Origin of the sequence: Pseudomonas sp. WAC2, from assembly GCF_030403525.1 — a bacterium.
Lineage (GTDB): Bacteria > Pseudomonadota > Gammaproteobacteria > Pseudomonadales > Pseudomonadaceae > Chryseomonas > Chryseomonas luteola.
The window spans coordinates 377,280-404,006 of sequence record NZ_JAUEPD010000003.1 but is presented as its reverse complement, the minus strand read 5'-3'; the positions used below and the strand labels follow the sequence as shown (position 1 = coordinate 404,006).

Sequence of the window (26,727 nt, the reverse complement as noted above, 5' to 3'; positions counted from 1 at the left end):
CGGCTGTGCAAGGTCTGGATATAGCTATCTTTTCCGCTAGAAGGTAATCCCTGGATGAGCACTCCTGTCGTTCTGATCACTGGTGCCGCTGGCGGGCTCGGTCGAGCACTGGCCCAGCGTTTTTCACAGAGTCACTGGCGCGTTGCAGCGGCAGATCTGGACAAGGATGGCCTGCATGATCTCAATGGCAATGTTCCCCTGGATTCGAGCGTCGTAGCTGATCTACGGACGGCCGAAGGCTGTCGTAACCTCATCAGCAAGGTCATGGCGCGTACCGGCCGCCTCGATGCTCTGATCAATGCGGCAGGTGTCTGGCGCGAAGGCCCTGTCGAGACGTTCAGCGAAGAGGATTATGACCTCGTCATGTCGGTCAACCTCAAGTCGACCTTCTTCATGTGCTCCGCTGCCATCCCGTTTCTCAAGGAAACCCGCGGAACGATCATCAATATTTCGAGCGGTGCGGGTCGCCAACCTGTCTCGGGTGCTGCCGCCTATGGCGCTGCTAAAGCCGCTATTCGTTTCTTCAGCCAGAACCTCGCCATTGAGCTGGCCAAGGACGGTGTGCGGGTCAATGCTGTCTCCCCAGGCGATATCGATACGCCCATGCTGGATTTTCAGGCGGCCCATTATGGCCAGGGCGATCCTACCGGCTACCGGCGCAACTTGCTCAATCGGTATCCGCAAGGTGATCAAGCCCGCTTTATCCAGCCTGAAGAAGTCGCTGAACTGGTGTACTTCCTATGCCAGCCGCAGGCCTCTGCTATTTCAGGCGCAGACATGCCTATCGATAGGGGGTTGTCGGCGGGCCGCTCATAAGACAAATACAGCTAACGCATGAGTCCTATGGCAAATCGCCATAACATTGCATACTGACGCCGCCGGAATTACCGGTGATTTGAGGATATGACGAGGCCTATATGGAAGCCGGTAATCACCAGCTCAGTATGACCATTCTGATGACGCCCGATTTGGCGAACTTCTCTGGCAAGGTGCATGGTGGCGCCTTGCTTAAACACTTGGATGAAGTAGCCTATGCCTGCGCCAGCCGTTATGCAGGCCGTTATGTGGTGACACTGTCGGTTGATCAGGTGATCTTTCGCGAACCGGTCAACGTAGGTGAATTGGTTACGTTTTTGGCATCGGTGAACTACACCGGAACGACGTCTATGGAGGTCGGTGTAAAGGTCATTACGGAAAACATTCAACAGCGCTCGGTACGCCATACCAACAGCTGCTTCTTCACGATGGTTGCATTGGGTGACGACGGCAAGCCCTGCCCCGTTCCTCAACTGGAACCCAAGACGTTCGACGAGAAACGCCGCTGCATACAGGCACAGCAGCGCCGGCAAATTCGCCGAGAGTTGCAAGAACGGTATCAGGCGATCAAGGAAGACGTACTTCCTTGATCGCCTGATCAGGGCCTAAACAAAAACGCCGCGATTATCCGCGGCGTTTTTATTGGAGCCTGTCGGCCGTTAGCGGCGTTGCAGCTTGAAGATAAATACCTTGGTAGCCTTGCGCGGTACGATTTGTCCACCTGATACACGAGGAGCAAAGCGCCAGCTGCTCAACGCATCGAGCACGGAGCGCTCGAACATTTTGTTGGACGACTCCAGTACTTCCACATCAGTAATACGGCCATTTGCGGTTACGGTAAATAGCACTTTGACCTCCCCGCTTAATCCGCGACGACGCAGCACATCAGGATATTTGGGCTGATCCATCTTCAAAGGACGGATATCGCTGTCGTCGATGCTCCCAGTAGGGAGGCCTGCAGGACCTGCAGAAGCGGCGGTCTTGGCGCCAGGCGTGGCCACGGGTGCCTGAACAGGTGCGCTTGGTGCAGCCGCAGGCGTAGGAGCACTCGCTGCCGGTGCAGCAGGCGCCGGGGCTGGCTCAGGCTCTGCTTTGGGCTCAGGCTTCTTTTTGACCGGTAGCGGTTTTTGCTGGGTGTGCTCAACCGGCTTGGGTTTCGGCTTTGGCTTGGGCTTTTCGACTACCGGTTTGGGTGGTTCGACGGGCTTGGGCGGTTCAACCGGCTTAGGAGGCTCCGGCTTAGGCGGTTCGGGCTCTGGTGGGGCCGGAGGTGTAGGCGCTGCTGCCGGAGGCTCTGGGGCAGGCTCCTTTTTAGGCAGCTGGATAAAGCTGACCTTCAGCTCGCTTGGGCTATCACCCTTGCTGATTTTGAGTTCGGGCGGAGTCTGTACGACAAAAAACAATGCAGCCGCCAGCGCCGCGTGCATAACAAAGGAAGTCCCCGAGGCCAGCCACCAACGACGAAGAGGCGTTGTTTCGGTTGTCGGCTCGGCGTTGCCGACGTTCTCCTCCAGCGGAGGCACCTCATCGCTTCGTGAATACCCTTGCAGCGAAATGATCTCTGCGCCTGGATCCGTACGACTGGCATTTACACCATCAACAGGCTCAACCTCACTGCGCACGACATACAGACGTACTCCTTCAGCCGATTCAGCAGGGTGCTCAGGCTGCAGCGAAGGGTCTTGCTCAGGCGATTTTGATCTCGCCGGCAACGTCAACGACATAGGAATGATCCACAAAGGCGGTCAGATTTAATAATCATTATCATTAAGATAACGAATTTATCAACTTTTAGCGACAACAGGATTCCTATTGCATGTAATTCATCAAATCTGACTCTAAGGCAGCCGCATCTACGACCGTTTCGAAGATCAATTCTACCCGGCTATCCTTGCGCCACTCACTGATCCGCCATTCACCTTGTCCACTGGCTTGATTGAAGCTCCACCACTGCCCATCTGCATGCAGAATGGCTTTTGCCCTGAGCAGTGCAGGTAATGCGCCCAGCCATGTCTGAACTGCTTGGCGGTTAAATTGGCTGCTATGGTGAAACCGCCACCCTATGGCGAAGCGCCCTTCAGCCTCATGAATTTGCCTTAAGGGCTGTCCAGGTAACAGCAGCGAAGGTAATGGTCCCTGCTGACCAGGGGGAGGCTTTGGGAGTGAATCGGGAGCACGTTGGCCAACTACACAAGCGCTTCCGGGCAAAAGGTCAAAAGGCAGCCTTCCCTGTTGGGTCCATTGCCACTGGATGTCGGGCAAGGAGGCTAGAAGCGCCTGTCGGCTTCTGTCATTCAACAACTCAGACTTGTTGAGTACCAGCAGCCCAACCCCGGGTAACGCCTCACGTTGAGCATCAGGCAGCTGTTCCCCGCTCGCCAAGCGGTGAGCATCAACCACCATGACTGCCGGTTGAATCGCCAGTACGCCCTGCCAGGTACCTTCGGCGAGCTGCTTGAGCAATGTAGCCGGATGCCCCAGCCCTGACGGCTCAATGAAAAGGCGCTGGGGCTGAGCCCTGCGCAACAACTGCACCAGGGCTACCTGCAATGGCGCACCGTTGACGCAGCACAGGCATCCTCCCGGCAATTCAGTCAATGAAATACCGGCATCCGTGGTATGCAACAACGCAGCATCAAGCCCTATCTGACCGAACTCGTTAACCAGCACTGCCCACCGCTCGTGTTGAGGACGTTGCGTCAGCAAATGCCGGATGAGGCTGGTCTTGCCTGCCCCCAAAGGTCCTGTTATCACGTGGGTAGGTATATGCTTGAGCATGTTTATGTCTCGATTCGGTCAGTGGTAGAGTCGCCGCTTTAAGCCGGTTACCTCTATGTATCGCCTACTTGCCTGTCTAGCCTTCCTCGCTCCGCTCTATGTGCAGGCTGAAGCGTGCCTGGTCCACAGCAAGGGTAAAGGCGTCGATGTGAAAGTCTGCCAGCAGAATCGCTCGATTCCAGCGAATCTATTTCATGATGGATTTTGTAAGCCTCAACTGGCAGAGCAGAACGTTGAGGTTACCTTTGCTGAACAATGCCCTACCGGCGGATTCGGTATCTGCCAGAACGCCCAAGTACAAGGCATGCCGTACAGACAGGACATCCATTATTACGGCATTGCTACGGATGCACGCTTCTTGAAGCCGTTCTGTGAACAGCAGAGCCAGGGCACGTGGCTGGATACATCCAAGCGGACTGAATGATGACAGGCTCTGATGCCTTTACGGATCATCCTGCTGATGGCAAAGGCTACTGGCACAAGGCAAATAGGTTATAAGATAACAACCTAATCTGTTTGATGGTTTTCTATCTTATGAAAAGACCGCCTGCCTGGTCTCTACTACTTGCCCCTTCCTTGCTGTGCTCATCTTTTGCATTTGCCGATGGCTTACCTGTGAACTGTATGAGTACGGGGCAAATAGTCAGCTGCGAAGACCTTGCAGGCAGTCACTATCATGTATCGGTTGTGGATAAACATATTTTTATCCAAGGATACGATGCTGCAACCCAGCGCACCTGGACGCAAACCCAGGCACACTATGGTCGAATCAGTTTCTTGATAGGTTACGCCTCGGATGGCGAGATCTGGTCCGGCTTTACACGGGCCATTGGTTGGACTTCACGTGGACGCGTCTCCAGCTCATCTGCAGGTCGACAAACACTTTTATGCGGCCGTGTTGGTGGCTGCACGTCCAACCCATAAACAAAAGCCCCGTTTAACGGGGCTTTGCTGAATACATTATTCAACCGTTACCGACTTGGCTAGATTGCGAGGCTGATCCACATCAGTCCCTTTCAATATAGCGACGTGATAAGACAGCAATTGCAGCGGTATGGTGTAGAGGATTGGCGCCAGCACATCATGAATGCTGGGCATCCCGATCAGGTGGGTGCCTTCCCCGTTGGTAAGACCAGCTTCTGCATCCGCGAAGACAACCAGCTGACCGCCTCGAGCGCGTACTTCCTGAAGGTTGGATTTCAGCTTTTCCAACAACTCATTATTGGGCGCTACCGTAACCACAGGCATGTCAGTGTCCACCAGCGCCAGCGGGCCGTGCTTGAGCTCACCCGCCGGATAAGCCTCGGCATGAATATAGGAAATCTCCTTGAGCTTGAGCGCGCCTTCCATGGCCACCGGATATTGAGCACCACGGCCGAGGAACAAGGTATGGTGCTTCTCTGCAAATAGCTCGGAAATTTTCTCTACGCGCTTATCCATGGCAAGCGCCTCATCAAGACGCGCGGGCAGACGGCGAAGCTCTTCCACCAATTCAGCCTCAACGCCAGCCTCAAGACGGTTCTGAACACGGCCCAACGACAGCGTAAGCAGCAGCAGCGCAACCAGCTGAGTCGTGAACGCCTTGGTAGAGGCAACCCCGATCTCAGGGCCAGCCTGTGTCAGTAAGGTCAGGTCCGACTCACGTACCAGCGAGCTGGTCGCGACGTTACAAATTGCAAGACTGCCCAAATAGCCCAGCGGCTTGGCATTTCTAAGCGCAGCCAAGGTATCCGCTGTCTCCCCTGATTGGGAAATGGTCACAAATAGTGTGTCAGCCTGTACCGCTACACGCCGATAGCGGAATTCACTTGCCACCTCGACCTGGCAAGGGATACCCGTGAGCCCTTCCAGCCAATAGCGTGCCACCATACCGGCATGAAAACTTGTGCCACAGGCAACCATCTGAATATTCCTGACACGCCCAAACAGGTCTGCCGCCTGAGGGCCGAACGCCTCGGTCACCACATGATCAAGACCCAACCGCCCTTCCAAGGTGCGTTGAACCACAGCAGGCTGCTCATGAATCTCCTTGAGCATGAAGTGGCGGAACGAACCTTTATCAGCGGCTTCGGCCCCTTCGGTAAACTGAACAACTTCACGTGTTACCGCTTCACCGTCCACCGACCACAGCGAGACGCCATTCAGACGAATCTCTGCAATGTCACCCTCTTCTAGGTACATAAAGCGATCCGTTACCTGTCGGAGCGCCAACTGGTCCGACGCCAGGTAGTTTTCCCCAATACCCAGACCGATCACCAAGGGGCTGCCGCTTCTGGCAGCGACCAGACGATCAGGCTGGTCGATATTCATGACCGCTACACCGTAGGCACCATGCAGCTCTTTCACCGCTGCCTTCAGCGCATGCGTGATATCACTGGTTTCCTTCAGCTTGTGATGCAGAAGATGAACGATGACTTCGGTATCGGTCTGGGAGGTAAAGACATAACCGAGCCCCTTTAACCACTCGCGCAGGGGTTCATGGTTTTCAATGATCCCATTGTGGACCACTGCAATCTGACCATGAGAGAAATGAGGATGGGCATTCGCTTCAGTTGGCGCACCATGTGTGGCCCAGCGGGTATGGGCAATACCGAGGCGACCTGTCAGGCCTTCACTGTTAAGCGCGCTAGCCAGCTCGCTGACCTTGCCGGGGCGACGAATGCGCTCAAGGGTCTGCTGCGCCGTCAGTACGGCAAGACCTGCGCTGTCATACCCTCGGTATTCAAGGCGCTTGAGCCCTTCAACGAGGATAGCGGTGATATTACGCTCAGCAATGGCGCCTACGATGCCACACATGGAAAACTCCTAAACAAGCAATGCATATGAATGCTTCGTTCAAATTTTAAAGAGTGGCTGTGGATATTTGATGGAGATCATTTATCCACAGCCACACAAATGATAGTAATGCCCCGTTGTTCCAATTGGTGTCTGGCTTCATCAGGGAAACGCTCATCAGTCACAAGCGTATGAATGTTCGACCAGGGCAGTTCTAGGTTGGGAATACGTCGACCAACCTTATCCCCTTCTGCCATAACGATGACTTCTCGGGCCACTTCAGCCATTACACGCGATAAGCCCAATAATTCATTGAACGTTGTCGTGCCCCGTTCAAGATCCAATCCATCAGCACCAATGAATAGCTGATCGAAGTCGTAAGAGCGCAGGACCTGCTCAGCCACTTGTCCTTGAAAGGATTCCGAATGAGGGTCCCAGGTCCCGCCAGTCATTAACAAAACCGGTTCATGCTCAAGTTCACGCAAGGCATTGGCGATATGAAGCGAGTTGGTCATCACAACCAGACCTGCTTTGTTTTCCAATTCGGGAATAAGCGCAGCGGTCGTGCTGCCACTATCAATAATGACCCGGGCATGTTCGCGGATACGTGAAGAGGCAGCCCGTGCAATGGCCTGTTTATACGGTGATGGCGCTTGAGCAAGATCGTTCAGAAGCTCATGGGGGATCGAAACGGCGCCACCGTATCGGCGTAGTAAGAGGCCATTCTTTTCGAGCGCGGCCAAATCCTTTCGAATCGTAACTTCTGAGGTGGCAAACAGTTTGGTCAACTCATCAACTGTCACCTCACCCTGTTTATTCAAACGGGCAAGGATGTCGTGGCGACGTTGTGGAGTGTTGCGCTTGGCCATAAGTTTCGATTCGAAATTTATATACTTCGAATCAAAACCCTTAACGGAAAAAAAGTCAACCCAGAATGAAAAAGGCTGTGAGTATTTCACAGCCTTTTGGGCTACTTCTTCTTGATAGGACGTTGCCAATCAGGCTTGTTAACCTGTCTTGCCCTACCCAGTGCCAGCGTCTGTGCAGGCACGTTTTCCGTAATGGTAGAACCTGCAGCCGTGGTTGCTCCATCGCCTAACGTGACTGGTGCTACCAACGAACTGTTAGACCCAATGAAGACGTCATTGCCAATCTCAGTTCTATATTTGTTGGCACCATCATAGTTGCAGGTAATGGTGCCGGCGCCTACGTTACAGTTCTTTCCTAGAACAGCATCACCTAGATAAGACAGATGCCCCGCCTTGCTGCCTTCATTGAGATGAGCGTTCTTCAACTCAACGAAGTTACCCACATGAACCCTGGCTTCCAGAACAGAACCGGGACGTAGCCGAGCAAAGGGACCTACATCGGCACCCTCACCCACTACTGCGCCATCCAGATGACTGTTGGCCTTGATAACCGCCCCGCGTTTCAACGTGCTGTTGTGGATAACACAGTTGGGCCCAATTTCGACGTTGTCGTCGATAACCACCGTGCCACTCAGAATAACATTGATATCAATAGTGACATCACGGCCAGTCTGGACCTGCCCACGCAGATCAAAGCGTGTCGGATCCAGTAGTGTTACACCTTGCGTCATGAGCGCTTGCGCAGCGCGCCATTGATAGTGTCGCTCAAGATCAGCCAACTGCTTTCTGTCATTGGCTCCCTGAACCTCCATGGCATCGTCTGGCTGAGCCGTTGCAACGCGCAAGCCATCGGATACGGCCATTGCGATGACATCCGTCAGGTAATACTCCCCTTGTGCATTGCTGTTGGAAAGTCTACCGAGCCACTCTCCCAATCGCTCGCCCGGAACGGCCAGAATACCGGTATTACCTTCGCGGATTGCCTTCTGCGTTGCATCGGCATCCTTATGCTCAACAATTGCATACACCTCACCGCGGTTATCCCGAAGGATACGTCCATAACCCGTGGGATCTGCCAGTTCTACAGTCAACAATGCCAGCTGCTGAGCGCTAACCTGTTCTAGCAGGCGCTCAAGCGTAGACGTTTCAATCAGCGGAACATCGCCATACAGGATCAGTACCCGCTCCGCCGACAGATGGGGAAGCGCCTGGGCGACAGCATGGCCTGTACCCAACTGCTCCTGCTGGACGACGAAGTTGAGGTCATCTGCTGCCAGACGCTGCTTGACGGTTTCGGCTCCATGGCCGATCACTACATGGATCTTTTGCGGAGCCAGCTCGCGGGCGCGATCGATCACGTGTCCCAGCATGGCCTTCCCGGCAATCGGATGAAGAACCTTGGGCAGAGCGGAGCGCATACGGGTGCCTTGCCCCGCAGCAAGAATGACAATTTCAAGGGACATGTTTACGCCTCGATAGGGCCGTTAAGCCGTTAGACACGGATAAAGAGTCTCAGAAGAGAAACGGGCTCAGCAAGTGCTCACGGCCAGAAATGAAAAAGGGTAGCCGAAGCTACCCCTTTCATATACCCGAAGCGTATTGCTTCAGCGCTTGGCCTTGTTGCGTAGCTGCTGAATGGTACGCAGCTGAGCTGCGGCTTCAGCCAACTGTGCAGAGGCAGCGCTGTAATCGAAGTTCGAGCCTTTCTCGCTCAGCGTCTTCTCAGCCAGCTTCATGGCTTCCTGAGCAGCCGCTTCATCAAGATCGCTCGCCCGGCTGGCAATATCTGCCAACACTTCGACGACATTCGGCTGGACTTCGAGGAAACCACCAGAGATATAAAACACCTCTTCCTCGCCGCCCTGCTTGATCAGGCGAATCGGGCCAGGCATGAGATCAGTCAACAGCGGAGCATGGCCGGGAGAAATACCCAGATCCCCCAGGTTACCGTGGGCGATCACCATTTCCACCGCTCCGGAGAAGATGGCTCCTTCCGCGCTGACGATATCGCATTGGACTGTCTTGGCCATATGCATGCCTCGTAAGGCGCCCGTTTCCGGGCGCACGGATTACAGTTTCTTCGCTTTTTCGATAGCTTCGTCGATGCTGCCAACCATGTAGAATGCCTGCTCAGGCAAATGGTCGTAGTCACCTTTCAGAATGCCGCCGAAACCAGCAATGGTGTCCTTGAGCGAAACGTATTTACCTGGCGCACCGGTAAATACTTCTGCAACGAAGAACGGCTGGGACAGGAAGCGCTGGATCTTACGAGCACGGGATACCAACTGCTTGTCCGCTTCGGACAGTTCGTCCATACCCAGAATCGCAATGATGTCCTTCAGCTCCTTGTAGCGCTGCAGAACATACTGAACGCCGCGAGCAACGTCATAGTGCTCCTGACCGATCACCAGCGGATCAAGCTGGCGAGAAGTAGAGTCCAGCGGATCCACAGCTGGGTAGATACCCAGGGAAGCGATGTCACGGGACAATACGACGGTTGCGTCCAGGTGAGCGAACGTGGTCGCAGGGGACGGGTCAGTCAAGTCATCCGCAGGTACGTATACAGCCTGGATGGATGTAATCGAACCGGTTCTGGTGGAGGTAATACGCTCCTGAAGAACGCCCATCTCCTCAGCCAGCGTCGGCTGATAACCTACTGCGGAAGGCATACGGCCCAGCAGAGCGGATACTTCCGTACCGGCCAGGGTGTAACGGTAGATGTTGTCGATGAACAACAGTACGTCACGGCCTTCGTCACGGAACTTTTCGGCCATGGTCAGGCCAGTCAGGGCCACGCGTAGACGGTTGCCCGGCGGCTCGTTCATCTGACCGTAAACCAGGGCTACCTTGTCCAGAACGTTGGAATCCTTCATCTCGTGGTAGAAGTCGTTACCCTCACGAGTACGCTCACCCACGCCTGCGAACACGGAATAACCGCTGTGCTCGATGGCGATGTTACGGATCAGTTCCATCATGTTAACGGTCTTGCCTACACCGGCACCACCGAACAGACCAACCTTACCACCCTTCGCGAACGGGCAAACCAGGTCAATAACCTTGATGCCTGTTTCCAGCAGCTCGTTGCTACCGGACTGATCAGCGTAGGACGGTGCCTTGCGGTGGATTTCCCAACGCTCTTCTTCACCGATGGGGCCCGCCTCGTCGATCGGGTTACCCAGAACGTCCATGATACGGCCCAGCGTCTTCACGCCTACCGGTACCTTGATCGCTTCACCAGTGTTGTTAACGTCCAGACCACGCTTCAGACCCTCGGTAGAGCCCATCGCGATGGAACGAACAATGCCGTCGCCCAGCTGCTGCTGAACTTCCAGCGTAGTTTCCACGCCCTGCACTTTCAGAGCGTCATAAACTTTCGGTACGGAATCGCGTGGGAATTCCACGTCGATTACGGCGCCGATGATTTGTACGATACGTCCGCTACTCATTTCGCGTTCCTCGAAGAATTAGAACCAGTCCGTCAAACCGCAGCGGCGCCGCCGACGATTTCCGAAATTTCCTGCGTAATCGCTGCCTGGCGTGCCTTGTTGTAGATCAGCTGCAGTTCGCTGATGATCTCGCCTGCGTTATCCGTAGCGTTCTTCATCGCGATCATCCGCGCCGCTTGTTCACAAGCGCTGTTTTCTACAACTGCCTGATACACCTGAGATTCCACGTAACGCACCAAGAGGCCGTCCAGCAACGTCTTGGCATCTGGTTCGTAGAGGTAGTCCCAATGCTTTTGCAGGCTGGTGTTCTGCTCAGCCACCAACGGAACCAGCTGCTCGATTGTCGGCTTCTGGACCATGGTGTTGACGAACTTGTTGGACACTACGTACAGGCGATCAATACGGCCATTCAGGTAAGCGTCGAGCATGACCTTGATACTACCGATCAGGTCGTTGATCGAAGGCTCTTCACCCAAATGGCTGATGGCTGCGACTACATTACCGCCGTAGCTGCGGAAGAAGGACGCACCCTTGCTGCCAATCACACCGAGATCGACTTCAGCATTGCGATCGCGTTGCTCTGCCATGTCGCGAATCAACGTCTTGAACAGGTTGATGTTCAAGCCGCCCGCCAGACCACGGTCGGAGCTGACCACGATATAGCCCACGCGCTTTACCGGACGCTCCACCATAAACGGATGGCGATATTCCGGGTTCGCATTGGCCAAGTGGCCGATCACAGCACGAATACGCTCAGCGTAAGGCTTGCTGGCAGCCATGCGCGTCTGAGCTTTGCGCATCTTGCTGACAGCTACCTTTTCCATGGCGCTGGTGATCTTCTGTGTGCTTTTGATGCTCGCGATTTTGCCGCGAATCTCTTTTGCGCCTGCCATGTAACACCTATCGGGTTAGCAAGCGGGAGCGCTCGACGCTCCCGCCTGGGCTTACCAGGTTTGAGTGGCCTTGAATTTCTCGAGACCGGCCTTGATGCCAGAATCGATTTCGTCGTTGAAGTCGCCCTTCTCGTTGATCTTGGCCATCAGTGCGGCGTGATCACGGTTGAAGTACGAAATCAGGGCCTGCTCGAAGCTGCCAATCTTGTCCAGCGGGATATCCGACAGGAAGCCACGCTCGGCGGCGTACAGCGACAGAGCCATCTCGGCGATGGACATCGGTGCATACTGCTTCTGCTTCATCAGCTCAGTAACACGCTGACCATGCTCAAGCTGCTTACGTGTTGCTTCGTCCAGGTCAGAAGCAAACTGGGCAAATGCTGCCAGTTCACGGTACTGAGCCAGTGCGGTACGGATACCACCGGACAGCTTCTTGATGATCTTGGTCTGAGCGGCACCACCCACACGGGATACGGAAATACCTGCGTTAACCGCAGGACGAATACCCGAGTTGAACAGACTGGTTTCCAGGAAGATCTGGCCGTCGGTAATCGAAATTACGTTGGTCGGAACGAACGCGGAAACGTCACCTGCCTGAGTCTCGATCAGCGGCAGAGCAGTCAAGGAACCTGTCTTACCGGTAACGGCGCCCTTGGTGAACTGTTCTACATACTCTTCGGATACGCGAGAAGCACGCTCCAGCAAACGGCTGTGTAGATAGAACACGTCGCCTGGGTAAGCTTCACGGCCCGGCGGACGACGCAGCAGCAGGGAAATCTGGCGGTAAGCCACAGCCTGCTTGGACAGATCGTCATAAACGATCAGTGCATCTTCACCGCGGTCACGGAAGTATTCACCCATAGTGCAGCCGGCATAGGGAGCCAGGAACTGCAGGGCTGCGGATTCAGAGGCACTGGCAGCTACTACGATGGTGTTCTGCAGTGCGCCGTGCTCTTCCAGCTTGCGTACGACGTTGGCAATGGTCGACTGCTTCTGACCGATGGCAACATAGACGCAACGAATGCCACTGTTGCGCTGGTTGATGATCGCATCCACCGCCATGGCAGTTTTACCTACCTGACGATCACCGATGATCAGCTCACGCTGGCCACGGCCAACGGGGATCATGGCGTCAACGGCTTTGTAACCAGTCTGTACAGGCTGGTCTACCGACTTACGCCAGATTACACCCGGAGCGACTTTTTCAACCGCATCGGTTTCTTTGGCGTTGATCGGGCCTTTGCCATCGATCGGATTACCCAGGGCATCGACAACGCGACCCAGAAGCTCCGGACCAACCGGTACTTCAAGGATACGACCGGTGCACTTGGCACTCATGCCTTCAGCCAGGCCCAGGTAATTACCCAGAACCACGGCACCTACGGAGTCCTGCTCCAGGTTCAGTGCCATGCCGTAGACGCCGCCCGGGAACTCAATCATTTCCCCGTACATAACGTCGGCCAGACCAAAGATGCGCACGATACCGTCAGAAACACTGACGATAGTACCTTCGTTGCGCGGTTGCGAAGAGACATCGAGTTTCTCGATGCGGCTCTTGATGATTTCACTAATTTCGGAAGGATTGAGTTGCTGCATGCTACTGCCCCTTCAAACTCAAGGTTTCAACGCTTCGGCCAGTTGCGCGAGCTTGCCGCGAACGGAGCCATCGATTACCAAGTCGCCGGCGCGAATTACCACACCACCGATCAGGCTTGCATCCTCGGATGCATGAAGTCGCACATCGCGACCGAGCCTTGCGCTGAGAGCCTTGGCGAGTTTGTCTTGCTGTTCGTCGCTCAAAGCGAAAGCACTGGTGACTTCCGCCTCGATGGATCTTTCCTGCTCGGCCTTGAACTCTTCGTAGAGTTCAGCAATGGTCGGCATCAGGTCGATCCGGTTGTTTTCTGCCACGGTCCGAACAAAGTTCTGGGCCTGCACATCCAGCTGATCGCCGCACACGTCAATGAGCAGCTTGGCCTTGGCGTCCGCGGTCAACTGCGGTTGCTGAAGCAGCTGGCGCACGGTCCCATCCAGAGTTACCGCGGCGAGCAGTCTCAGCTCCTCGGACCATTTGGTCAGATTCTGCTGAGACTGTGCGAACTCGAAAGCTGCCTTGGCATATGGCCGGGCCAGCGTGTTCAGTTCTGCCATGATGGCCTCGCTTAGATTTCCGCAGCCAGTCGGTCGACCAACTGTGCGTGGGCTTGGGGATCAATCGTTTTGCCCAGGATCTTCTCTGCACCAGCGACAGCCAGAAGGCCAACCTGTGCACGCAGAGCTTCCTTGGCGCTATTGATTTCCCGGTCGATTTCAGCCTGAGCCTGCTCTTTCAGACGATCGCCTTCAGCACGGGCCTTGACCTGCGCTTCTTCGATGATCTGGGTAGCACGCTTGTTAGCTTGCTCGATGATTTCAGCTGCCTGACCTTTCGCTTCGCTCAGTTTCTGGGTGGCTTGTTCCTGAGCCAATTCCAGGTCACGAGCCGCGCGGTTGGCAGCGTCCAGGCCGTCAGCAATCTTCTTTTCACGCTCACGCAAAGCCGCGATGACCGGAGGCCACACGAACTTCATGCAGAACAGCACGAAGATAAAGAAGGCAACGGACTGGCCAATCAGGGTTGCATTAATGTTCACGCCAACACCTCGCTCGTTCGTTGTCTGTCAATCATACGAATCATCGATTCGGATGATTAACCAGCGATCTGACCAACGAAGGGGTTAGCGAAGGTGAAGAACAGGGCGATACCAACACCGATCATGGTTACGGCGTCGAGCAGACCCGCTACGATGAACATTTTCACCTGCAGCATCGGAACAAGTTCCGGCTGACGGGCAGCGCCTTCCAGGAACTTGCCGCCCAACAGGCCGAAGCCAATGGCAGTACCCAGTGCGCCCAGACCAATCAGCAGTGCTACGGCGATAGCGGTCAGTCCAACTACAGTTTCCATTTTTCCTCCCGACTTTTAAGTCGTCTTGGTTAAGGTTGAAGCAAAAAATTGTTATTCCCCATTGCCCTCGCGGGCATCCTCCCCTTTCGGAGAGGATCATCAAGTGCTCTAGCTCTTAATGACTTTCTTCATGCGCCATCGACATATAGACGATGGTCAGCATCATGAAGATGAAGGCCTGCAAGGTAATGATCAGGATGTGGAAGACCGCCCACGCCCACTGCAGGACAATACCTAGACCACCCAGCGCCAGACCGTTGGCGAACATCATGGCGATCAGGATAAAGATCAGCTCACCGGCGTACATGTTGCCGAAGAGTCGCAAGGCCAAGGAAACGGGACGCGCCACCAGCGTTACGAACTCGAGCAGGAAGTTGATCGGAATCAGGATGATCTGAACCAGCATGTTCTTGCTATGGAACGGATGCAGAGTCAGCTCGCCCAGGAAACCACCAATTCCTTTTACCTTGATGCTATAGAAGATCAACAGGGCAAATACGGACAAGGCCATACCAATAGTGGCATTCGGGTCGGTAGTCGGAACCACACGGAAATATGTGTGCTCACCACCTATCAGGCCAGCCAGGGACGGCAACCAGTCAACCGGCACCAAGTCCATAAGGTTCATCAGGAAGATCCAGACGAAAATCGTCAGTGCCAGAGGCGCGATCAGCGGATTACGGCCATGGAAGGTGTCACGGACACTGCTGTCGACGAACTCGATAATGACTTCGACGAAATTTTGCAATTTACCGGGCTGGCCACTGGTGGCCTTGACTGCTACGGCACGGAAAATGCAAATAAAAATCAGGCCTAGAACGACCGACCAACCTAGAGTATCCAGGTGGAAGGCCCAAAAGCCCATTTCTTTCGCTTCTTGAGGGGTGTGGGCGAAACTCCAACCATTTGCCGGATGCAGACCATAGGTCAGATTCTGCAAGTGGTGCTGGATGTAACCCGAAGCGGATTCTGCTGCCATGTTTGCCTCGAACGCTTTAAGGTCTAGAAGATCGTTTGACAAGTAGGGGAGCGCATCCATTGACAAAAAGCGTCAATAGATAGACACCAAACAACGCCAGTGGCATGAGTGGCTTTATCCCCGCAAACGCCACTGTAAAAAGCAGTGCCGTCAAAATTAGTTTTCCTGCCTCTCCCGCATAGAATGATCGAACTATGTCGCGAGCAGCTCGGGCGCCCGAATAACGGAACGCTTTATAAGAGAAATATGTATTAGGCAACCAGGCGATTAAACCACCCATCAAACCAGAATAAGCAGCGACCCTACCAACGAAGCAAAACAAAAATAACGCTGCACATATCGTGACGGCCAGTTGGACGAGCAGCAGGTTAAATGCTGGCTGACGGTGAAAAGGCAGGCGTTTGGGCGTGCGATCAACCATCGCGCTCGAAATCCTCTGGCGTCGGCTTATTATTTAAGCCTTGGCATACTTTGTGCCGACGTAAAGCGCGCAGAGTATAGGAGTCTGCACGCGCCCATTCAAGCCATGCGGTAGTCTTTACGACTATTCGCTACCATTAGAATATTAGCGAATGTGAGCAAGAACGCCCTGCAGCTCATCGAGTGAGCTGTAACGGATCACCAGCTGTCCCTTTCCCTTCTGCCCATGGCGGATCTGTACGGGAGCCCCCAGACGCTCAGCCAGCCGTTGCTCCAGACGCATGATATCAGGATCAGCTTTCCCCGGAGGCTCAACTGCTTCTTTCTTATTCAACCATTGTCTTACTAAGGCTTCTGTCTGACGCACGGTCAATCCACGTGCGACAACATGACGCGCCCCCTCGACCTGTTTTGAGGCTGGCAAACCTAACAACGCCCTGGCATGGCCCATTTCCAGATCGCCATGCGCCAGCATCGTCTTGATTTCTTCTGGCAACGCTATCAGTCGAAGCAGGTTAGCCACACTGACGCGTGATTTGCCCACTGCATCGGCCACCTGCTGCTGCGTCAGCTGAAATTCCTGCTGCAGCCGCTGAAGGGCCATGGCTTCTTCTATCGGACTTAGGTTTTCACGCTGGATATTCTCGATCAGCGCCATCGCAATGGCGGCTTCGTCAGGAATGTTTCTGACCAATGCTGGGATACGCTCAAGCCCTGCCTGCTGGCTGGCACGCCAGCGACGCTCCCCGGCAATGATCTCATAGCGGTTGTCAGCAATGGGACGTACCACGATCGGCTGCATCAAGCCTTGGGCGCGAATCGACCTGGCAAGCTCTTCGAGCGCGACCGGGTCCATGTCACGGCGTGGTTGGTACTTGCCGCGCTGGATAATGTCCAACGGCAGATGCTGCAACTCACGCTGGTCGGCCTTGACTGCTTCTTCCTGCAGTACGCTAGCCGTAGCCCCGCTCAGCAGCGCATCCAGACCGCGGCCCAGTCCCCTTTTCTTGACAGCCATGTGTATTCCTTAAGCGATTGCTTTTGCAGCTTTGCGCTGCCGACGAGCCAGTTCGTTTGCCAAGGCCAGGTAGGCTGCAGCCCCTGTTGATGCCTTGTCGTAAGTCAACGCGGGCATACCATGACTGGGTGCCTCGGCAAGACGCACGTTGCGCGGGATAACCGTATCGTACAGCGTATCGCCAAAATGCGCCTTGAGCTGGGCGGCTACGTCGTTCGCCAGATTGATACGCGGGTCGTACATCGTGCGCAGCACACCTTCGATCTTCAGGCCTGGATTCAGAGCCTGTCCGATGCGCTGGATGCTACCGATCAGGTCAGTCAGCCCTTCAAGTGCGAAATATTCGCACTGCATGGGAATGATAACCCCATCCGAAGCGACTAGCCCGTTGATGGTCAGCATCGACAATGACGGCGGGCAGTCAATCAGTACGTAATCGTAATTTTCCCGAATGGGTGCCAGCGCTTCACGCAAGCGGCTCTCGCGCTTGCTCATATCCAGAAGTTCAATTTCGGCAGCTGTCACATCACGGTTCGACGGTAGCAACTGGTAACCACCATGCTCGGAAAACTGCATGGCTTCGATGAGATCACACTGTCCGATCAGCACATCCAGAACCGAATGTTCCAGATTGTGCTTATCCACACCGCTTCCCATGGTCGCGTTGCCTTGTGGATCGAGATCGATCAACAGTACCCGACGTCGGGTAGCAACGAGCGAAGCAGCCAGATTGATGCAGGTCGTAGTTTTCCCCACCCCGCCTTTCTGGTTGGCTATCGCAAAAACCTTGGCCATGAGCCGCTTTACCCCTCTTCAACAATGCGGCGCAGTATCAATAGATGCCGCTGCCCTTGGCAACCTGGAACCTGCAAGGCGTGTTCTGCTTCAACCTTAAAATCGGTTGGCAACGCTACAAGCTCATCCTCAGGATGCAATCCTTTCATGGCGAGCCATTGTGTCAATGAATCACCCAGATGTCGTGTCCAGTTTGTGAAATCAGCGAGCGAGCTGAACGCTCGCGACACAATCCCGGTGAAACGATAGTCAGGCGTGAATTCTTCTACACGGCTGTGGATAACCTGGAGGTTATCCAAGCCGAGCTCAATTTTTGCCTGCGTGAGAAAACGTGTTTTCTTACCGTTGCTGTCCAGAACGGTAAAAGTGCTTTCCGGGAACAGGATGGCTAGCGGGACTCCCGGCATACCCCCACCACTGCCTACATCCAGCCATCGACCAGCCCTGATATGGGGGACAACACTTAAACTATCAAGCAAGTGACGTGAAACCATTTCATCTGGATCACGGACTGCCGTCAGGTTATAGGCTTTATTCCACTTTTGCAGCAGGCCCATGTAGGCCAGCAATTTCTCAACCTGTTCATCAGACAGCTCGACACCTAGAGACTTAGCTCCTGAGCGAAGCTCCTCGCCGTAACGAATCATTCCTTCCAACATCAAGCCATCTGCTCCAGCTGGCGTCCGGCCGAACGCTTTTTCAGGTGAATCATCAACAGGGAAATGGCTGCAGGCGTTACACCGGGAATCCGCGAAGCCTGCCCAAGTGTTTCCGGACGGCCCTGGCTCAGCTTGTGCTGAATTTCCTTCGACAAACCGGATATGGCGGTGTAATCCAGATCCGCCGGTAGACGAATGCTTTCACTGCTGCGCAGCCGTTCGATTTCGTCCTGCTGACGCTCGATGTAACCTGCGTATTTGGTCTTGATCTCTACCTGCTCGGCAACCTGCGCGTCTTCGATGACACCGCCGGTTACCTCCATCAAGCCGACATAGTCGATTTCCGGACGGCTCAGAAGACTTTGCAGATTGTACTCATGGGTCAGCGGTGTACCAAAGCGCTCAGCAATGGCATCACCTTGTACAGTCCCTGGACGCACCCACGTACTCTTCAAGCGCTGCTCCTCAAGGGTAATGCGCTCACGCTTCAGGCAGAACGCCTCCCAACGAGCATCGTCTACCAGACCGAGCTGTCGACCTTGTTCGGTCAGTCGCAGATCCGCATTGTCTTCACGCAGAATCAGTCGATATTCCGCACGGGAGGTAAACATCCGATACGGTTCCTGCGTACCCAGCGTGATCAAATCATCGACCAATACACCCAAGTAAGCTTCGTCACGACGTGGACACCAGCTGTCCTTGCCCTGTGCACGCAAGGCTGCGTTGGCACCTGCCAGTAGCCCCTGGGCGCCAGCTTCCTCGTATCCTGTCGTTCCGTTGATCTGACCTGCAAAGAAGAGTCCACCAATGACCTTGGTTTCCAGGCTGTATTTCAGATCACGCGGGTCGAAAAAGTCATATTCGATGGCATAACCGGGACGCAGGATGTGGGCATTTTCCATACCCCGCATCGACCGCACCAACTCCAGCTGAACATCGAAGGGCAAGGATGTGGAAATGCCATTGGGATACAACTCGTGAGTTGTCAGTCCCTCAGGCTCCAGGAAAACCTGATGGCTGTCCTTGTCCGCGAAACGGTGGATCTTGTCTTCGATCGATGGACAGTAGCGTGGGCCAATCCCTTCGATAACGCCTGAATACATCGGCGAGCGATCAAGATTGTTGCGGATGATGTCATGGGTCCGACTGTTGGTATGAGTTATCCAACAGCTAACCTGCTGAGGATGCTCATCCACTGACCCCATGAATGACATTACGGGCAGAGGTTTATCCCCAGGCTGCTCCGTCATGACAGAGAAATCCACTGTACGACCGTCAATGCGTGGAGGTGTACCGGTTTTCAACCGTGATACACGCAGTGGCTGCTCACGAAGCCGTGTGGACAATGCATTGGCAGGTGGGTCTCCTGCCCGGCCGCCTGAGTAATTCTGCAGGCCTATGTGGATAAGCCCACCTAGAAAGGTGCCTGTGGTCAACACAACGTTATCCCCAAGGAAACGTAGTCCCATTTGGGTAACGACGCCTCTGACCTGATCCTGTTCAACAATCAAGTCATCACAGGCCTGCTGAAATATCCACAGGTTGGGCTGATTCTCCAGCATATAACGGATTGCAGCCTTGTAGAGGACGCGATCGGCTTGGGCGCGCGTTGCACGCACCGCAGGGCCTTTACGGCTATTGAGTATCCGGAACTGGATGCCTGCTTTGTCGGTAGCCGAAGCCATCGCACCGCCCAGGGCATCGATCTCCTTGACTAGATGGCTCTTGCCGATACCACCAATAGCCGGGTTGCAGCTCATCTGCCCCAATGTTTCAACATTGTGGGTCAGCAATAAAGTTTTGACACCCATGCGTGCAGCAGCAAGTGCAGCTTCGGTGCCGGCATGGCCGCCGCCGACCACTATGACGTCAAAACGGGAAGGGAAATCCACCACGCACCTCGTGCCTGTTTGGTTAGGGGATTAGGGAAGGCGCAGAAGTATAAGGGCTCCTCTGCTCACTATGAAGTCCTTTTGAACAAAAAATGATCAACTGCAGACTTGGTGGCATCAGGTAATAGAAATAATAAGGAAGAAATATATAAAAGCTTGTTAATGCGATTATGTATGGTGAGCCTCTTTTCTGTGGATAACGTGCGTTTGCCTTTACCCACAGGGCGTTACAGACAATGATAAGTCAGAGGAGAACCTGTCACTCTCCTTATCGAAAGCTCGTGAATAGCTGTGGATAATTAGGAAGGTTACCAACAGCACCTTTTCAGAACAGCTTAAGCCCTAACTTCTGCTCAGACCTCAGCTAGGGTTATCAACAGGCAAAAAAAAGCCCCAGCGGGTAATCCCGTGGGGCTTCTTGAATCGATGAAACGCGGCTATTTGCCGATGCAAAAGCTGGAGAAGATCCTGCCTAGCAGATCATCGGAACTGAACGCTCCTGTAATCTCGCCCAATGCCTGCTGCGCCACTCTCAGGTCTTCCGCCAAGAGCTCCCCAGAGCCATTCACTACGAGTTGCTGGTGCCCGTGCTCCAGATAATGACGGGCTGTGTGTAACGCTTCGAGATGACGTTGGCGTGCGCTAAAACTGCTTTCGGCAGTCTGCTCAAATCCAACGCAGGCTTTGAGGTGCTCTCGAAGATGCTCGATGCCCTCACCCGTCATTGCACTAAGGCTTAAGGTATGAATACCTTCTGAGGTTTCCTGAAGCGCGATAGGTTCACCCGAAAGATCAGCTTTGTTTCGGATGACTGTTACTTTGTTTTGATCAGGTCGCTGTGACAGAAACTCTGGCCAAAGTGCATCGGGATTCCGAGCCTCGGGTGCCGTGGAATCTACCACCAGCAGTATCCGGTCGGCGCTCTCAATAGCACTCAGGGCGCGCTGTACGCCGATCTGCTCAACCCGATCGGTAGTGTCCCGTAATCCCGCCGTGTCGATGACATGTAATGGCATACCGTCGATATGGATGTGTTCGCGTAAGACATCGCGGGTCGTGCCTGCAATGTCCGTCACAATGGCAGCTTCATGGCCTGCCAGCGCGTTGAGAAGACTCGATTTTCCTGCATTGGGTCGCCCAGCAATCACCACCGTCATGCCATCGCGTAACAGTGCGCCACGACCAGCTTCTTTTTCCACCTGCGCCAGTTCCTGGCGCACACCGTTGAGCAGGCCCAGCACATGGCCATCCGCCAGGAAGTCGATTTCCTCTTCGGGAAAGTCGATGGCTGCCTCCACGTAAATCCGCAACTGGATCAGTTGTTCCGTCAGGCTTTCTACTCGCTTGGAGAATGCCCCTTGCAATGAACGTAGCGCATTACGGGCAGCTTGCTCGGAACTCGCCTCGATGAGGTCGGCGATAGCTTCTGCCTGGGCAAGGTCCAGCTTATCGTTGAGAAAGGCACGTTCGCTGAACTCTCCCGGACGGGCTGAACGCGCACCTACCGCAATGACAGCCTTGAGCAGTAAATCCAGAACGACAGGACCGCCATGGCCTTGAAGTTCAAGAACGTCCTCTCCTGTAAAAGAGTGGGGTCCTGGGAAGAACAAGGCGATTCCCTCATCAAGGGTAAGACCGGCGCTATCCCTGAAGGGACCATAATGAGCATGGCGAGGTGTTAACGAGCCACCACAGATTGTCTCTGCGATGATTCTTACCGCAGGCCCGGAAACCCTGACGATACCTACCCCACCTCGGCCTGTGGCTGTAGCGATGGCAGCAATGGTGTCTTGAATCGGATTCATTTTTCATTCTCCAGAATGCACAACGCCCCTCGAAAGGGGCGCTGTGTAAAGCGTAAGGCTATCAGGCCGGTTTGGCAGTGCCATTGATCCGACGATTGATATACCACTGCTGCGCGATCGATAGGCAGTTGTTCACGATCCAGTACAGCACCAGGCCAGACGGGAACCACAGGAAGAAGAAGGTAAAGATAATGGGCATCATCTTCATCATCTTGGCCTGCATAGGGTCCGGAGGCGTGGGGTTCAACATTTGCTGAACCAGCATGGTACCGCCCATAAGGATCGGCAGGATGAAGAAAGGATCCTTGGACGAAAGGTCAGTTATCCAGAACATCCAGGGGGACTGGCGCATTTCCACACTCTCCAGCAGAACCCAGTACAAGGCCAGGAATACCGGCATCTGTACGAGGATCGGCAGGCAGCCACCCAGCGGATTGATCTTCTCCTTGCGGTACAGCTCCATCATCGCCTGGGACATCTTCTGGCGATCATCACCATACTGTTCCTTCAACGCCTGAAGACGCGGAGAAACTGCACGCATGCGAGCCATGGAACGATAGCTGGCTGCAGAAAGCGGGAAGAAAATAGCCTTGATGATGATAGTCAACACGATGATCGACCATCCCCAGTTTCCAAGGATGCTGTGGATATGTTGCAGCAGCCAGAAGATTGGCTGAGCAATGAACCACAGGAAACCATAGTCGACGGTCAATTCAAGACCTGGGGACAACTCCTTCAGATATTCCTGCAGCTTTGGACCAGCATAAAGTGTTGCCGATGTTTCTGCCTGGGTACCCGGTGCTACGCTAAGCTGCGGACCGGTAAAGCCCACCAGATAATTGCCCTGACTGTCCTTGCGACCCTGGATCTGGTGCTGCTCATCCTTGTTGGGCACCCAAGCCGTCACGAAGTAATGCTGCAACCAGGCGACCCAACCACCCTTGGCCGTTTCCTGCAGAGCCTGCTTGTCGATATCTTTCATCGACACCTTGCGATATTGCTCCTCCGGCGTTCCGACAGCAGCGCCCAGGTAAGTCGAAACCCCTGTGGCTGTTGTGGAAGATGGATCACCACTGGAGTCACGCTTCAGCTGTGCATAGAAAATACCATTCCAGTTCTGGCTGCTCTGGTTGTCGATGACATAGCTGACCTGCACCTGATAGGCATTGGGGTTGATGCAGGAAATTTTCTTCTGTGCCTTTTCGGTATCCGAGCAATCAAGCTTCAGCCCGCGATGGAAGGTAAAGCGCTTGACATAGTTGACGCCGTTTTCAGCAAAGTTCAGATCGACAGTCAGTTGATCCTGACCGTCTGCCAATACGTAGTTCTGCTGTGCACTCTGATAAACAGGGCGGCCTGTCTGACGTGCGTCCGGACCGTTGGATCCAGTTAAACCACTTTGTGCCAGATACAGACGTTCGTTGCCATTATCAAACAGGGTGAAGGGTACATCCGGATGATCCTGGCGACGTGGATACTGGACAAGTCCCAATTTGACGATGTCACCACCACGGGGATCAATCGTGACATCCATGACATCCGTACGGACATGGATGGGTTGACCATTGCCACTTACAGTCTGTGGAGCCGTTCCGTTCGTCGAGCTTTCGCCTGCAACGGTTGGAACATCGGCCGCAGCAGTATTGTCTGTTGGCGTGTCAGTCGGCAGCGCCGCAGCGGAGGATTGTGCTGAAGAAGGCGTTTCGGGCTGGCCGTAATCCTTATTCCATTGCAACACCGCTGTGTAAGACACAATCGCTAGAGCGGCGATGAGAAACGTGCGCTTTATATCCATGATTACTCGGCCATCTAAGAGGTCGGTGCTTGGGATGGGTCTGCTGGTACCGGATCATATCCATCAGCGAGCCTGAAATGGCAAAGACGCCATTGGCGCATTGCCATCCAGCCATCGTGCAAGAAATTGCACAGCGCAATCACTTGGGACGTATGGTTTGAACAACTGGGATAGAAACGGCAATGAGATGCCATCATCGGTGTGATGACATAACGGTAGAAGCGGATAAGCAGCAGAGCCGGCTTACGCATAAGAACCGTTTGCCTGTTTCGAATGTTCGGAAGGATCGGTCTTTTGTAGCTGTTTACGTGCCAGACGATTCCAGAGTTTGCCCAAGTGCTGATGCAAGTCGGGATTCTCAATATCACCGAAGCCCTTACGTGCAATCACAACGATATCCAGACCTTCAAGCATGTGCTGATGGTGACGAAAGGAATCTCGAAGGACACGCTTGAGCCGGTTACGCTCGACTGACAGCTTGACGCTCTTCTTACCTATCACCAGCCCGAGGCGGGCATGCGACAAGCCATTCTGACGTACAAGCAGAAGAACACTATTACCAGGAACCTTGATAGTGGGAGAGTCGAAGACATTTTGAAACTGTCTTGAAGTCAGAAGCCGTTTTTCGCGGCTGAAGTCTCGACTCACCACCTGTACCGGGGCTATCAGACTGCCAGACGCTTACGGCCTTTGGCACGACGACGGGATAGAACCTGACGGCCATTCTTGGTAGCCATACGAGCACGGAAACCGTGAGTACGGGCGCGCTTCAAAGTACTGGGTTGGAAAGTGCGTTTCATGGTCATTTACCTAGGTGTGAACGAAGCGAGGCGAAATCACCCCGTTTAAATAGACCGGCGATTCTAGAGAAAGCCAGTGAATAGGTCAATTTCCATACAGCACCGGTTGTCAATAAAAATTCAGCAAAAAACAACAAAAGAACGAATTAAAAAGAAGATAGATACAGTGTTAATGTATGTAGGAGCCCTTTCCTGTGGATAAGAGCGTGAATGCTCCATTCCTACTCACATCTGCCATTGTATAACTATGCGGTAAAGCCGTCGAACTGCTGTGCTGCGCCTGGATACTAACTGTGGATATATAAGGCACTTAGCCACAGCTGAGTTATCAACAGGCAGTTACCCTACTAACAAACCGCTTTCGACCTGCGCTTATCCACAGTAAAGATTTTTGATTTTGTGTTCTCTATTTAACTGATTGAATGGTTGATGTGGATAAGTGACAGGGGCGACGGTACAATGTCGTGCTGCATTCACCTTTGCCTGAACACGTTGCTTCTTCATATACAGAGGCAATAACAGGGTGACTTTCTTTCTGGAGTGACTGTGTCAGTTGAACTTTGGCAGCGCTGTGTCGATGTACTGCGCGATGAGCTGCCTTCTCAGCAATTCAATACTTGGATCCGCCCTCTGCAAATAGAAGCAGAAGGAGCCGAGCTACGCGTTTATGCGCCGAATCGGTTCGTACTGGATTGGGTAAATGAAAAGTACGTTAGCCGGTTGCTTGAGCTGCTTGAGGAGCAATCCGATGATGGGTTGGTACCCGAGCTGACTCTGCTGATTGGAAGTCGCAAGAGCAGCAAACCTACGCGAGCGCCTTCCATGACGGCGCCGCCTGCTCCTGTCGCATCCAATACACCTTCATTACCTGAGTCTACGGGTCGAGATCCGGTTGCCGAGCCTGAAACATCAGTGCAGCAGATCGAGATGCCGATCGCTGATGATGCCGATCCGCAGCCAGCGCCTCTGGTCGCCAACAAGACCGAGCGCAACGTTCAGGTAGAAGGGGCGCTCAAGCATACGAGCTACCTCAATCGTACTTTTACTTTCGAGAATTTTGTCGAGGGTAAGTCCAACCAGCTGGCTCGTGCTGCAGCCTGGCAGGTTGCGGACAACCCCAAGCATGGATACAACCCTCTCTTCCTTTATGGAGGGGTTGGCTTGGGCAAGACGCACCTCATGCATGCAGTGGGCAACCATCTGCTCAAGCGTAATCCCAATGCCAAGATTGTGTATCTGCATTCGGAGCGTTTCGTGGCTGACATGGTGAAAGCCCTACAGCTGAATGCCATCAATGAATTCAAGCGTTTTTATCGCTCCGTTGATGCCTTGCTGATCGACGATATCCAGTTCTTCGCACGCAAGGAGCGTTCACAGGAAGAATTCTTTCATACGTTCAACGCCCTGCTTGAAGGCGGACAGCAGGTTATTCTGACAAGTGATCGTTACCCCAAGGAAATCGATGGGCTTGAAGAACGCCTCAAGTCGCGTTTCGGCTGGGGGCTGACAGTAGCTGTCGAACCGCCTGAGCTGGAAACGCGAGTGGCCATTCTCATGAAGAAGGCAGACCAGGCGAAGGTAGACCTTCCCCATGACGCTGCCTTCTTTATCGCCCAGCGGATTCGCTCGAACGTTCGAGAGCTTGAGGGTGCACTCAAGCGTGTCATCGCCCATGCTCATTTCATGGGGCGAGAAATTACGATCGAGCTGATTCGCGAGTCGCTCAAGGATCTGCTGGCGCTTCAGGACAAACTGGTTAGCATTGAAAATATCCAGCGAACGGCTGCTGAATATTACAAGATCAAGATTGCCGATCTGTTGTCGAAGCGACGTTCCCGTTCCGTCGCTCGTCCTCGCCAGGTGGCGATGGCCCTGTCGAAGGAATTGACCAATCACAGCCTGCCAGAAATAGGTGATGCCTTTGGCGGGCGCGATCACACGACAGTGCTGCACGCTTGTCGTAAGATTGCCGAACTCAGAGAGTCCGACGCTGATATTCGCGAGGACTACAAAAATCTATTGCGCACACTGACGACCTGA

Annotated in this window: 28 protein-coding genes; 5 read left to right on the top strand and 23 right to left on the bottom strand. The window is 54.0% G+C overall.

The features are described 5' to 3' along the window. The first annotated feature begins 54 nt into the window (after positions 1-54). Entirely contained in the window at positions 55-816 is a 762-nt protein-coding gene (locus QWJ10_RS09085) for an SDR family oxidoreductase (protein ID WP_010796319.1), read from the top strand. A gap of 101 nt (positions 817-917) precedes the next feature. Then, positions 918-1,406: an acyl-CoA thioesterase gene (locus tag QWJ10_RS09080; protein WP_019366461.1), complete on the top strand. Its 489-nt coding sequence runs from the start codon at positions 918-920 to the stop codon at positions 1,404-1,406. Between the two features lie 69 nt (positions 1,407-1,475). Here the strand turns inward: QWJ10_RS09080 and QWJ10_RS09075 are convergent, their stop codons facing one another. Then, positions 1,476-2,540, bottom strand: a complete 1,065-nt coding sequence (locus QWJ10_RS09075) for an energy transducer TonB (RefSeq protein ID WP_289925633.1) — start codon at positions 2,538-2,540, stop codon at positions 1,476-1,478. Positions 2,541-2,625: 85 nt separating this feature from the next. Next, the gene (locus QWJ10_RS09070; protein ID WP_289925632.1) at positions 2,626-3,594 is read right to left on the bottom strand and encodes a CobW family GTP-binding protein; all 969 of its coding nucleotides are present in this window, start codon (positions 3,592-3,594) and stop codon (positions 2,626-2,628) included. A 55-nt stretch (positions 3,595-3,649) separates the two neighbouring features. On the opposite strand from QWJ10_RS09070, the gene QWJ10_RS09065 reads away from it, so the two are divergent. Together QWJ10_RS09065 and QWJ10_RS09060 are read left to right on the top strand one after the other, a co-directional pair. Then, positions 3,650-4,018 carry a hypothetical protein gene (locus tag QWJ10_RS09065; RefSeq protein WP_019366464.1) on the top strand — a complete coding sequence of 123 codons (369 nt, stop codon included), beginning with the start codon at positions 3,650-3,652 and terminating at the stop codon, positions 4,016-4,018. Positions 4,019-4,218: 200 nt separating this feature from the next. Then, complete coding sequence (locus QWJ10_RS09060) at positions 4,219-4,518, top strand: glutamine synthetase (RefSeq protein ID WP_237719490.1); 300 nt, start codon at positions 4,219-4,221, stop codon at positions 4,516-4,518. Between the two features lie 36 nt (positions 4,519-4,554). Here QWJ10_RS09060 and glmS read toward each other — a convergent pair whose 3' ends face one another. The 21 genes from glmS to rpmH all read right to left on the bottom strand — a co-directional run bounded on the left by glmS (position 4,555) and on the right by rpmH (position 24,687). Then, positions 4,555-6,390 carry a glutamine--fructose-6-phosphate transaminase (isomerizing) gene (gene glmS / locus QWJ10_RS09055; protein ID WP_289925631.1) on the bottom strand — a complete coding sequence of 612 codons (1,836 nt, stop codon included), beginning with the start codon at positions 6,388-6,390 and terminating at the stop codon, positions 4,555-4,557. 77 nt (positions 6,391-6,467) lie between these two features. Then, positions 6,468-7,238, bottom strand: a complete 771-nt coding sequence (locus tag QWJ10_RS09050; RefSeq protein WP_289925818.1) for a DeoR family transcriptional regulator — start codon at positions 7,236-7,238, stop codon at positions 6,468-6,470. Positions 7,239-7,339: 101 nt separating this feature from the next. Continuing rightward, positions 7,340-8,701 (bottom strand): bifunctional UDP-N-acetylglucosamine diphosphorylase/glucosamine-1-phosphate N-acetyltransferase GlmU, encoded by a 1,362-nt coding sequence (gene glmU, locus QWJ10_RS09045; RefSeq protein ID WP_289925630.1) that lies wholly within the window; start codon positions 8,699-8,701, stop codon positions 7,340-7,342. Positions 8,702-8,842: 141 nt separating this feature from the next. Beyond that, complete coding sequence (locus QWJ10_RS09040; protein WP_010796327.1) at positions 8,843-9,268, bottom strand: F0F1 ATP synthase subunit epsilon; 426 nt, start codon at positions 9,266-9,268, stop codon at positions 8,843-8,845. 39 nt (positions 9,269-9,307) lie between these two features. Next, the gene (atpD, locus tag QWJ10_RS09035; protein WP_010796328.1) at positions 9,308-10,684 is read right to left on the bottom strand and encodes a F0F1 ATP synthase subunit beta; all 1,377 of its coding nucleotides are present in this window, start codon (positions 10,682-10,684) and stop codon (positions 9,308-9,310) included. Positions 10,685-10,716: 32 nt separating this feature from the next. Then, entirely contained in the window at positions 10,717-11,577 is an 861-nt protein-coding gene (gene atpG, locus QWJ10_RS09030; protein WP_010796329.1) for a F0F1 ATP synthase subunit gamma, read from the bottom strand. A gap of 51 nt (positions 11,578-11,628) precedes the next feature. Further along, positions 11,629-13,173 carry a F0F1 ATP synthase subunit alpha gene (gene atpA, locus QWJ10_RS09025; protein WP_010796330.1) on the bottom strand — a complete coding sequence of 515 codons (1,545 nt, stop codon included), beginning with the start codon at positions 13,171-13,173 and terminating at the stop codon, positions 11,629-11,631. Between the two features lie 18 nt (positions 13,174-13,191). Beyond that, positions 13,192-13,728: a F0F1 ATP synthase subunit delta gene (locus QWJ10_RS09020; protein WP_019366468.1), complete on the bottom strand. Its 537-nt coding sequence runs from the start codon at positions 13,726-13,728 to the stop codon at positions 13,192-13,194. Positions 13,729-13,739: 11 nt separating this feature from the next. Beyond that, positions 13,740-14,210: a F0F1 ATP synthase subunit B gene (locus tag QWJ10_RS09015; protein ID WP_010796332.1), complete on the bottom strand. Its 471-nt coding sequence runs from the start codon at positions 14,208-14,210 to the stop codon at positions 13,740-13,742. A 56-nt stretch (positions 14,211-14,266) separates the two neighbouring features. Continuing rightward, a complete protein-coding gene (atpE, locus tag QWJ10_RS09010; protein ID WP_010796333.1) occupies positions 14,267-14,524 on the bottom strand; it encodes a F0F1 ATP synthase subunit C in 258 nt (85 codons plus the stop codon). Positions 14,525-14,639: 115 nt separating this feature from the next. Beyond that, positions 14,640-15,503 carry a F0F1 ATP synthase subunit A gene (gene atpB, locus QWJ10_RS09005; protein ID WP_010796334.1) on the bottom strand — a complete coding sequence of 288 codons (864 nt, stop codon included), beginning with the start codon at positions 15,501-15,503 and terminating at the stop codon, positions 14,640-14,642. Between the two features lie 16 nt (positions 15,504-15,519). Continuing rightward, the gene (locus tag QWJ10_RS09000; protein WP_010796335.1) at positions 15,520-15,924 is read right to left on the bottom strand and encodes a F0F1 ATP synthase subunit I; all 405 of its coding nucleotides are present in this window, start codon (positions 15,922-15,924) and stop codon (positions 15,520-15,522) included. Between the two features lie 144 nt (positions 15,925-16,068). After that, positions 16,069-16,941, bottom strand: coding sequence for a ParB/RepB/Spo0J family partition protein (locus tag QWJ10_RS08995; RefSeq protein WP_125888029.1), 873 nt, complete (start codon positions 16,939-16,941; stop codon positions 16,069-16,071). A 9-nt stretch (positions 16,942-16,950) separates the two neighbouring features. After that, positions 16,951-17,736: a ParA family protein gene (locus tag QWJ10_RS08990; protein ID WP_010796337.1), complete on the bottom strand. Its 786-nt coding sequence runs from the start codon at positions 17,734-17,736 to the stop codon at positions 16,951-16,953. 8 nt (positions 17,737-17,744) lie between these two features. Beyond that, complete coding sequence (gene rsmG, locus QWJ10_RS08985; protein WP_289925815.1) at positions 17,745-18,392, bottom strand: 16S rRNA (guanine(527)-N(7))-methyltransferase RsmG; 648 nt, start codon at positions 18,390-18,392, stop codon at positions 17,745-17,747. 2 nt (positions 18,393-18,394) lie between these two features. Beyond that, entirely contained in the window at positions 18,395-20,287 is a 1,893-nt protein-coding gene (mnmG, locus tag QWJ10_RS08980; protein WP_026004031.1) for a tRNA uridine-5-carboxymethylaminomethyl(34) synthesis enzyme MnmG, read from the bottom strand. Between the two features lie 437 nt (positions 20,288-20,724). Further along, complete coding sequence (gene mnmE, locus QWJ10_RS08975; RefSeq protein ID WP_289925629.1) at positions 20,725-22,092, bottom strand: tRNA uridine-5-carboxymethylaminomethyl(34) synthesis GTPase MnmE; 1,368 nt, start codon at positions 22,090-22,092, stop codon at positions 20,725-20,727. A 61-nt stretch (positions 22,093-22,153) separates the two neighbouring features. Next, positions 22,154-23,887, bottom strand: coding sequence for a membrane protein insertase YidC (gene yidC, locus QWJ10_RS08970; protein ID WP_019366474.1), 1,734 nt, complete (start codon positions 23,885-23,887; stop codon positions 22,154-22,156). Positions 23,888-23,901: 14 nt separating this feature from the next. Then, positions 23,902-24,138, bottom strand: a complete 237-nt coding sequence (yidD, locus tag QWJ10_RS08965; protein ID WP_073450114.1) for a membrane protein insertion efficiency factor YidD — start codon at positions 24,136-24,138, stop codon at positions 23,902-23,904. After that, positions 24,131-24,538, bottom strand: coding sequence for a ribonuclease P protein component (gene rnpA / locus QWJ10_RS08960; RefSeq protein WP_010796342.1), 408 nt, complete (start codon positions 24,536-24,538; stop codon positions 24,131-24,133). Before rnpA ends, yidD begins: the two co-directional genes overlap by 8 nt. Positions 24,539-24,552: 14 nt before the next feature. After that, entirely contained in the window at positions 24,553-24,687 is a 135-nt protein-coding gene (rpmH, locus tag QWJ10_RS08955) for a 50S ribosomal protein L34 (RefSeq protein ID WP_010796343.1), read from the bottom strand. 546 nt (positions 24,688-25,233) lie between these two features. Here rpmH and dnaA point away from each other — a divergent pair. Further along, positions 25,234-26,727 carry a chromosomal replication initiator protein DnaA gene (gene dnaA / locus QWJ10_RS08950; RefSeq protein WP_289925628.1) on the top strand — a complete coding sequence of 498 codons (1,494 nt, stop codon included), beginning with the start codon at positions 25,234-25,236 and terminating at the stop codon, positions 26,725-26,727.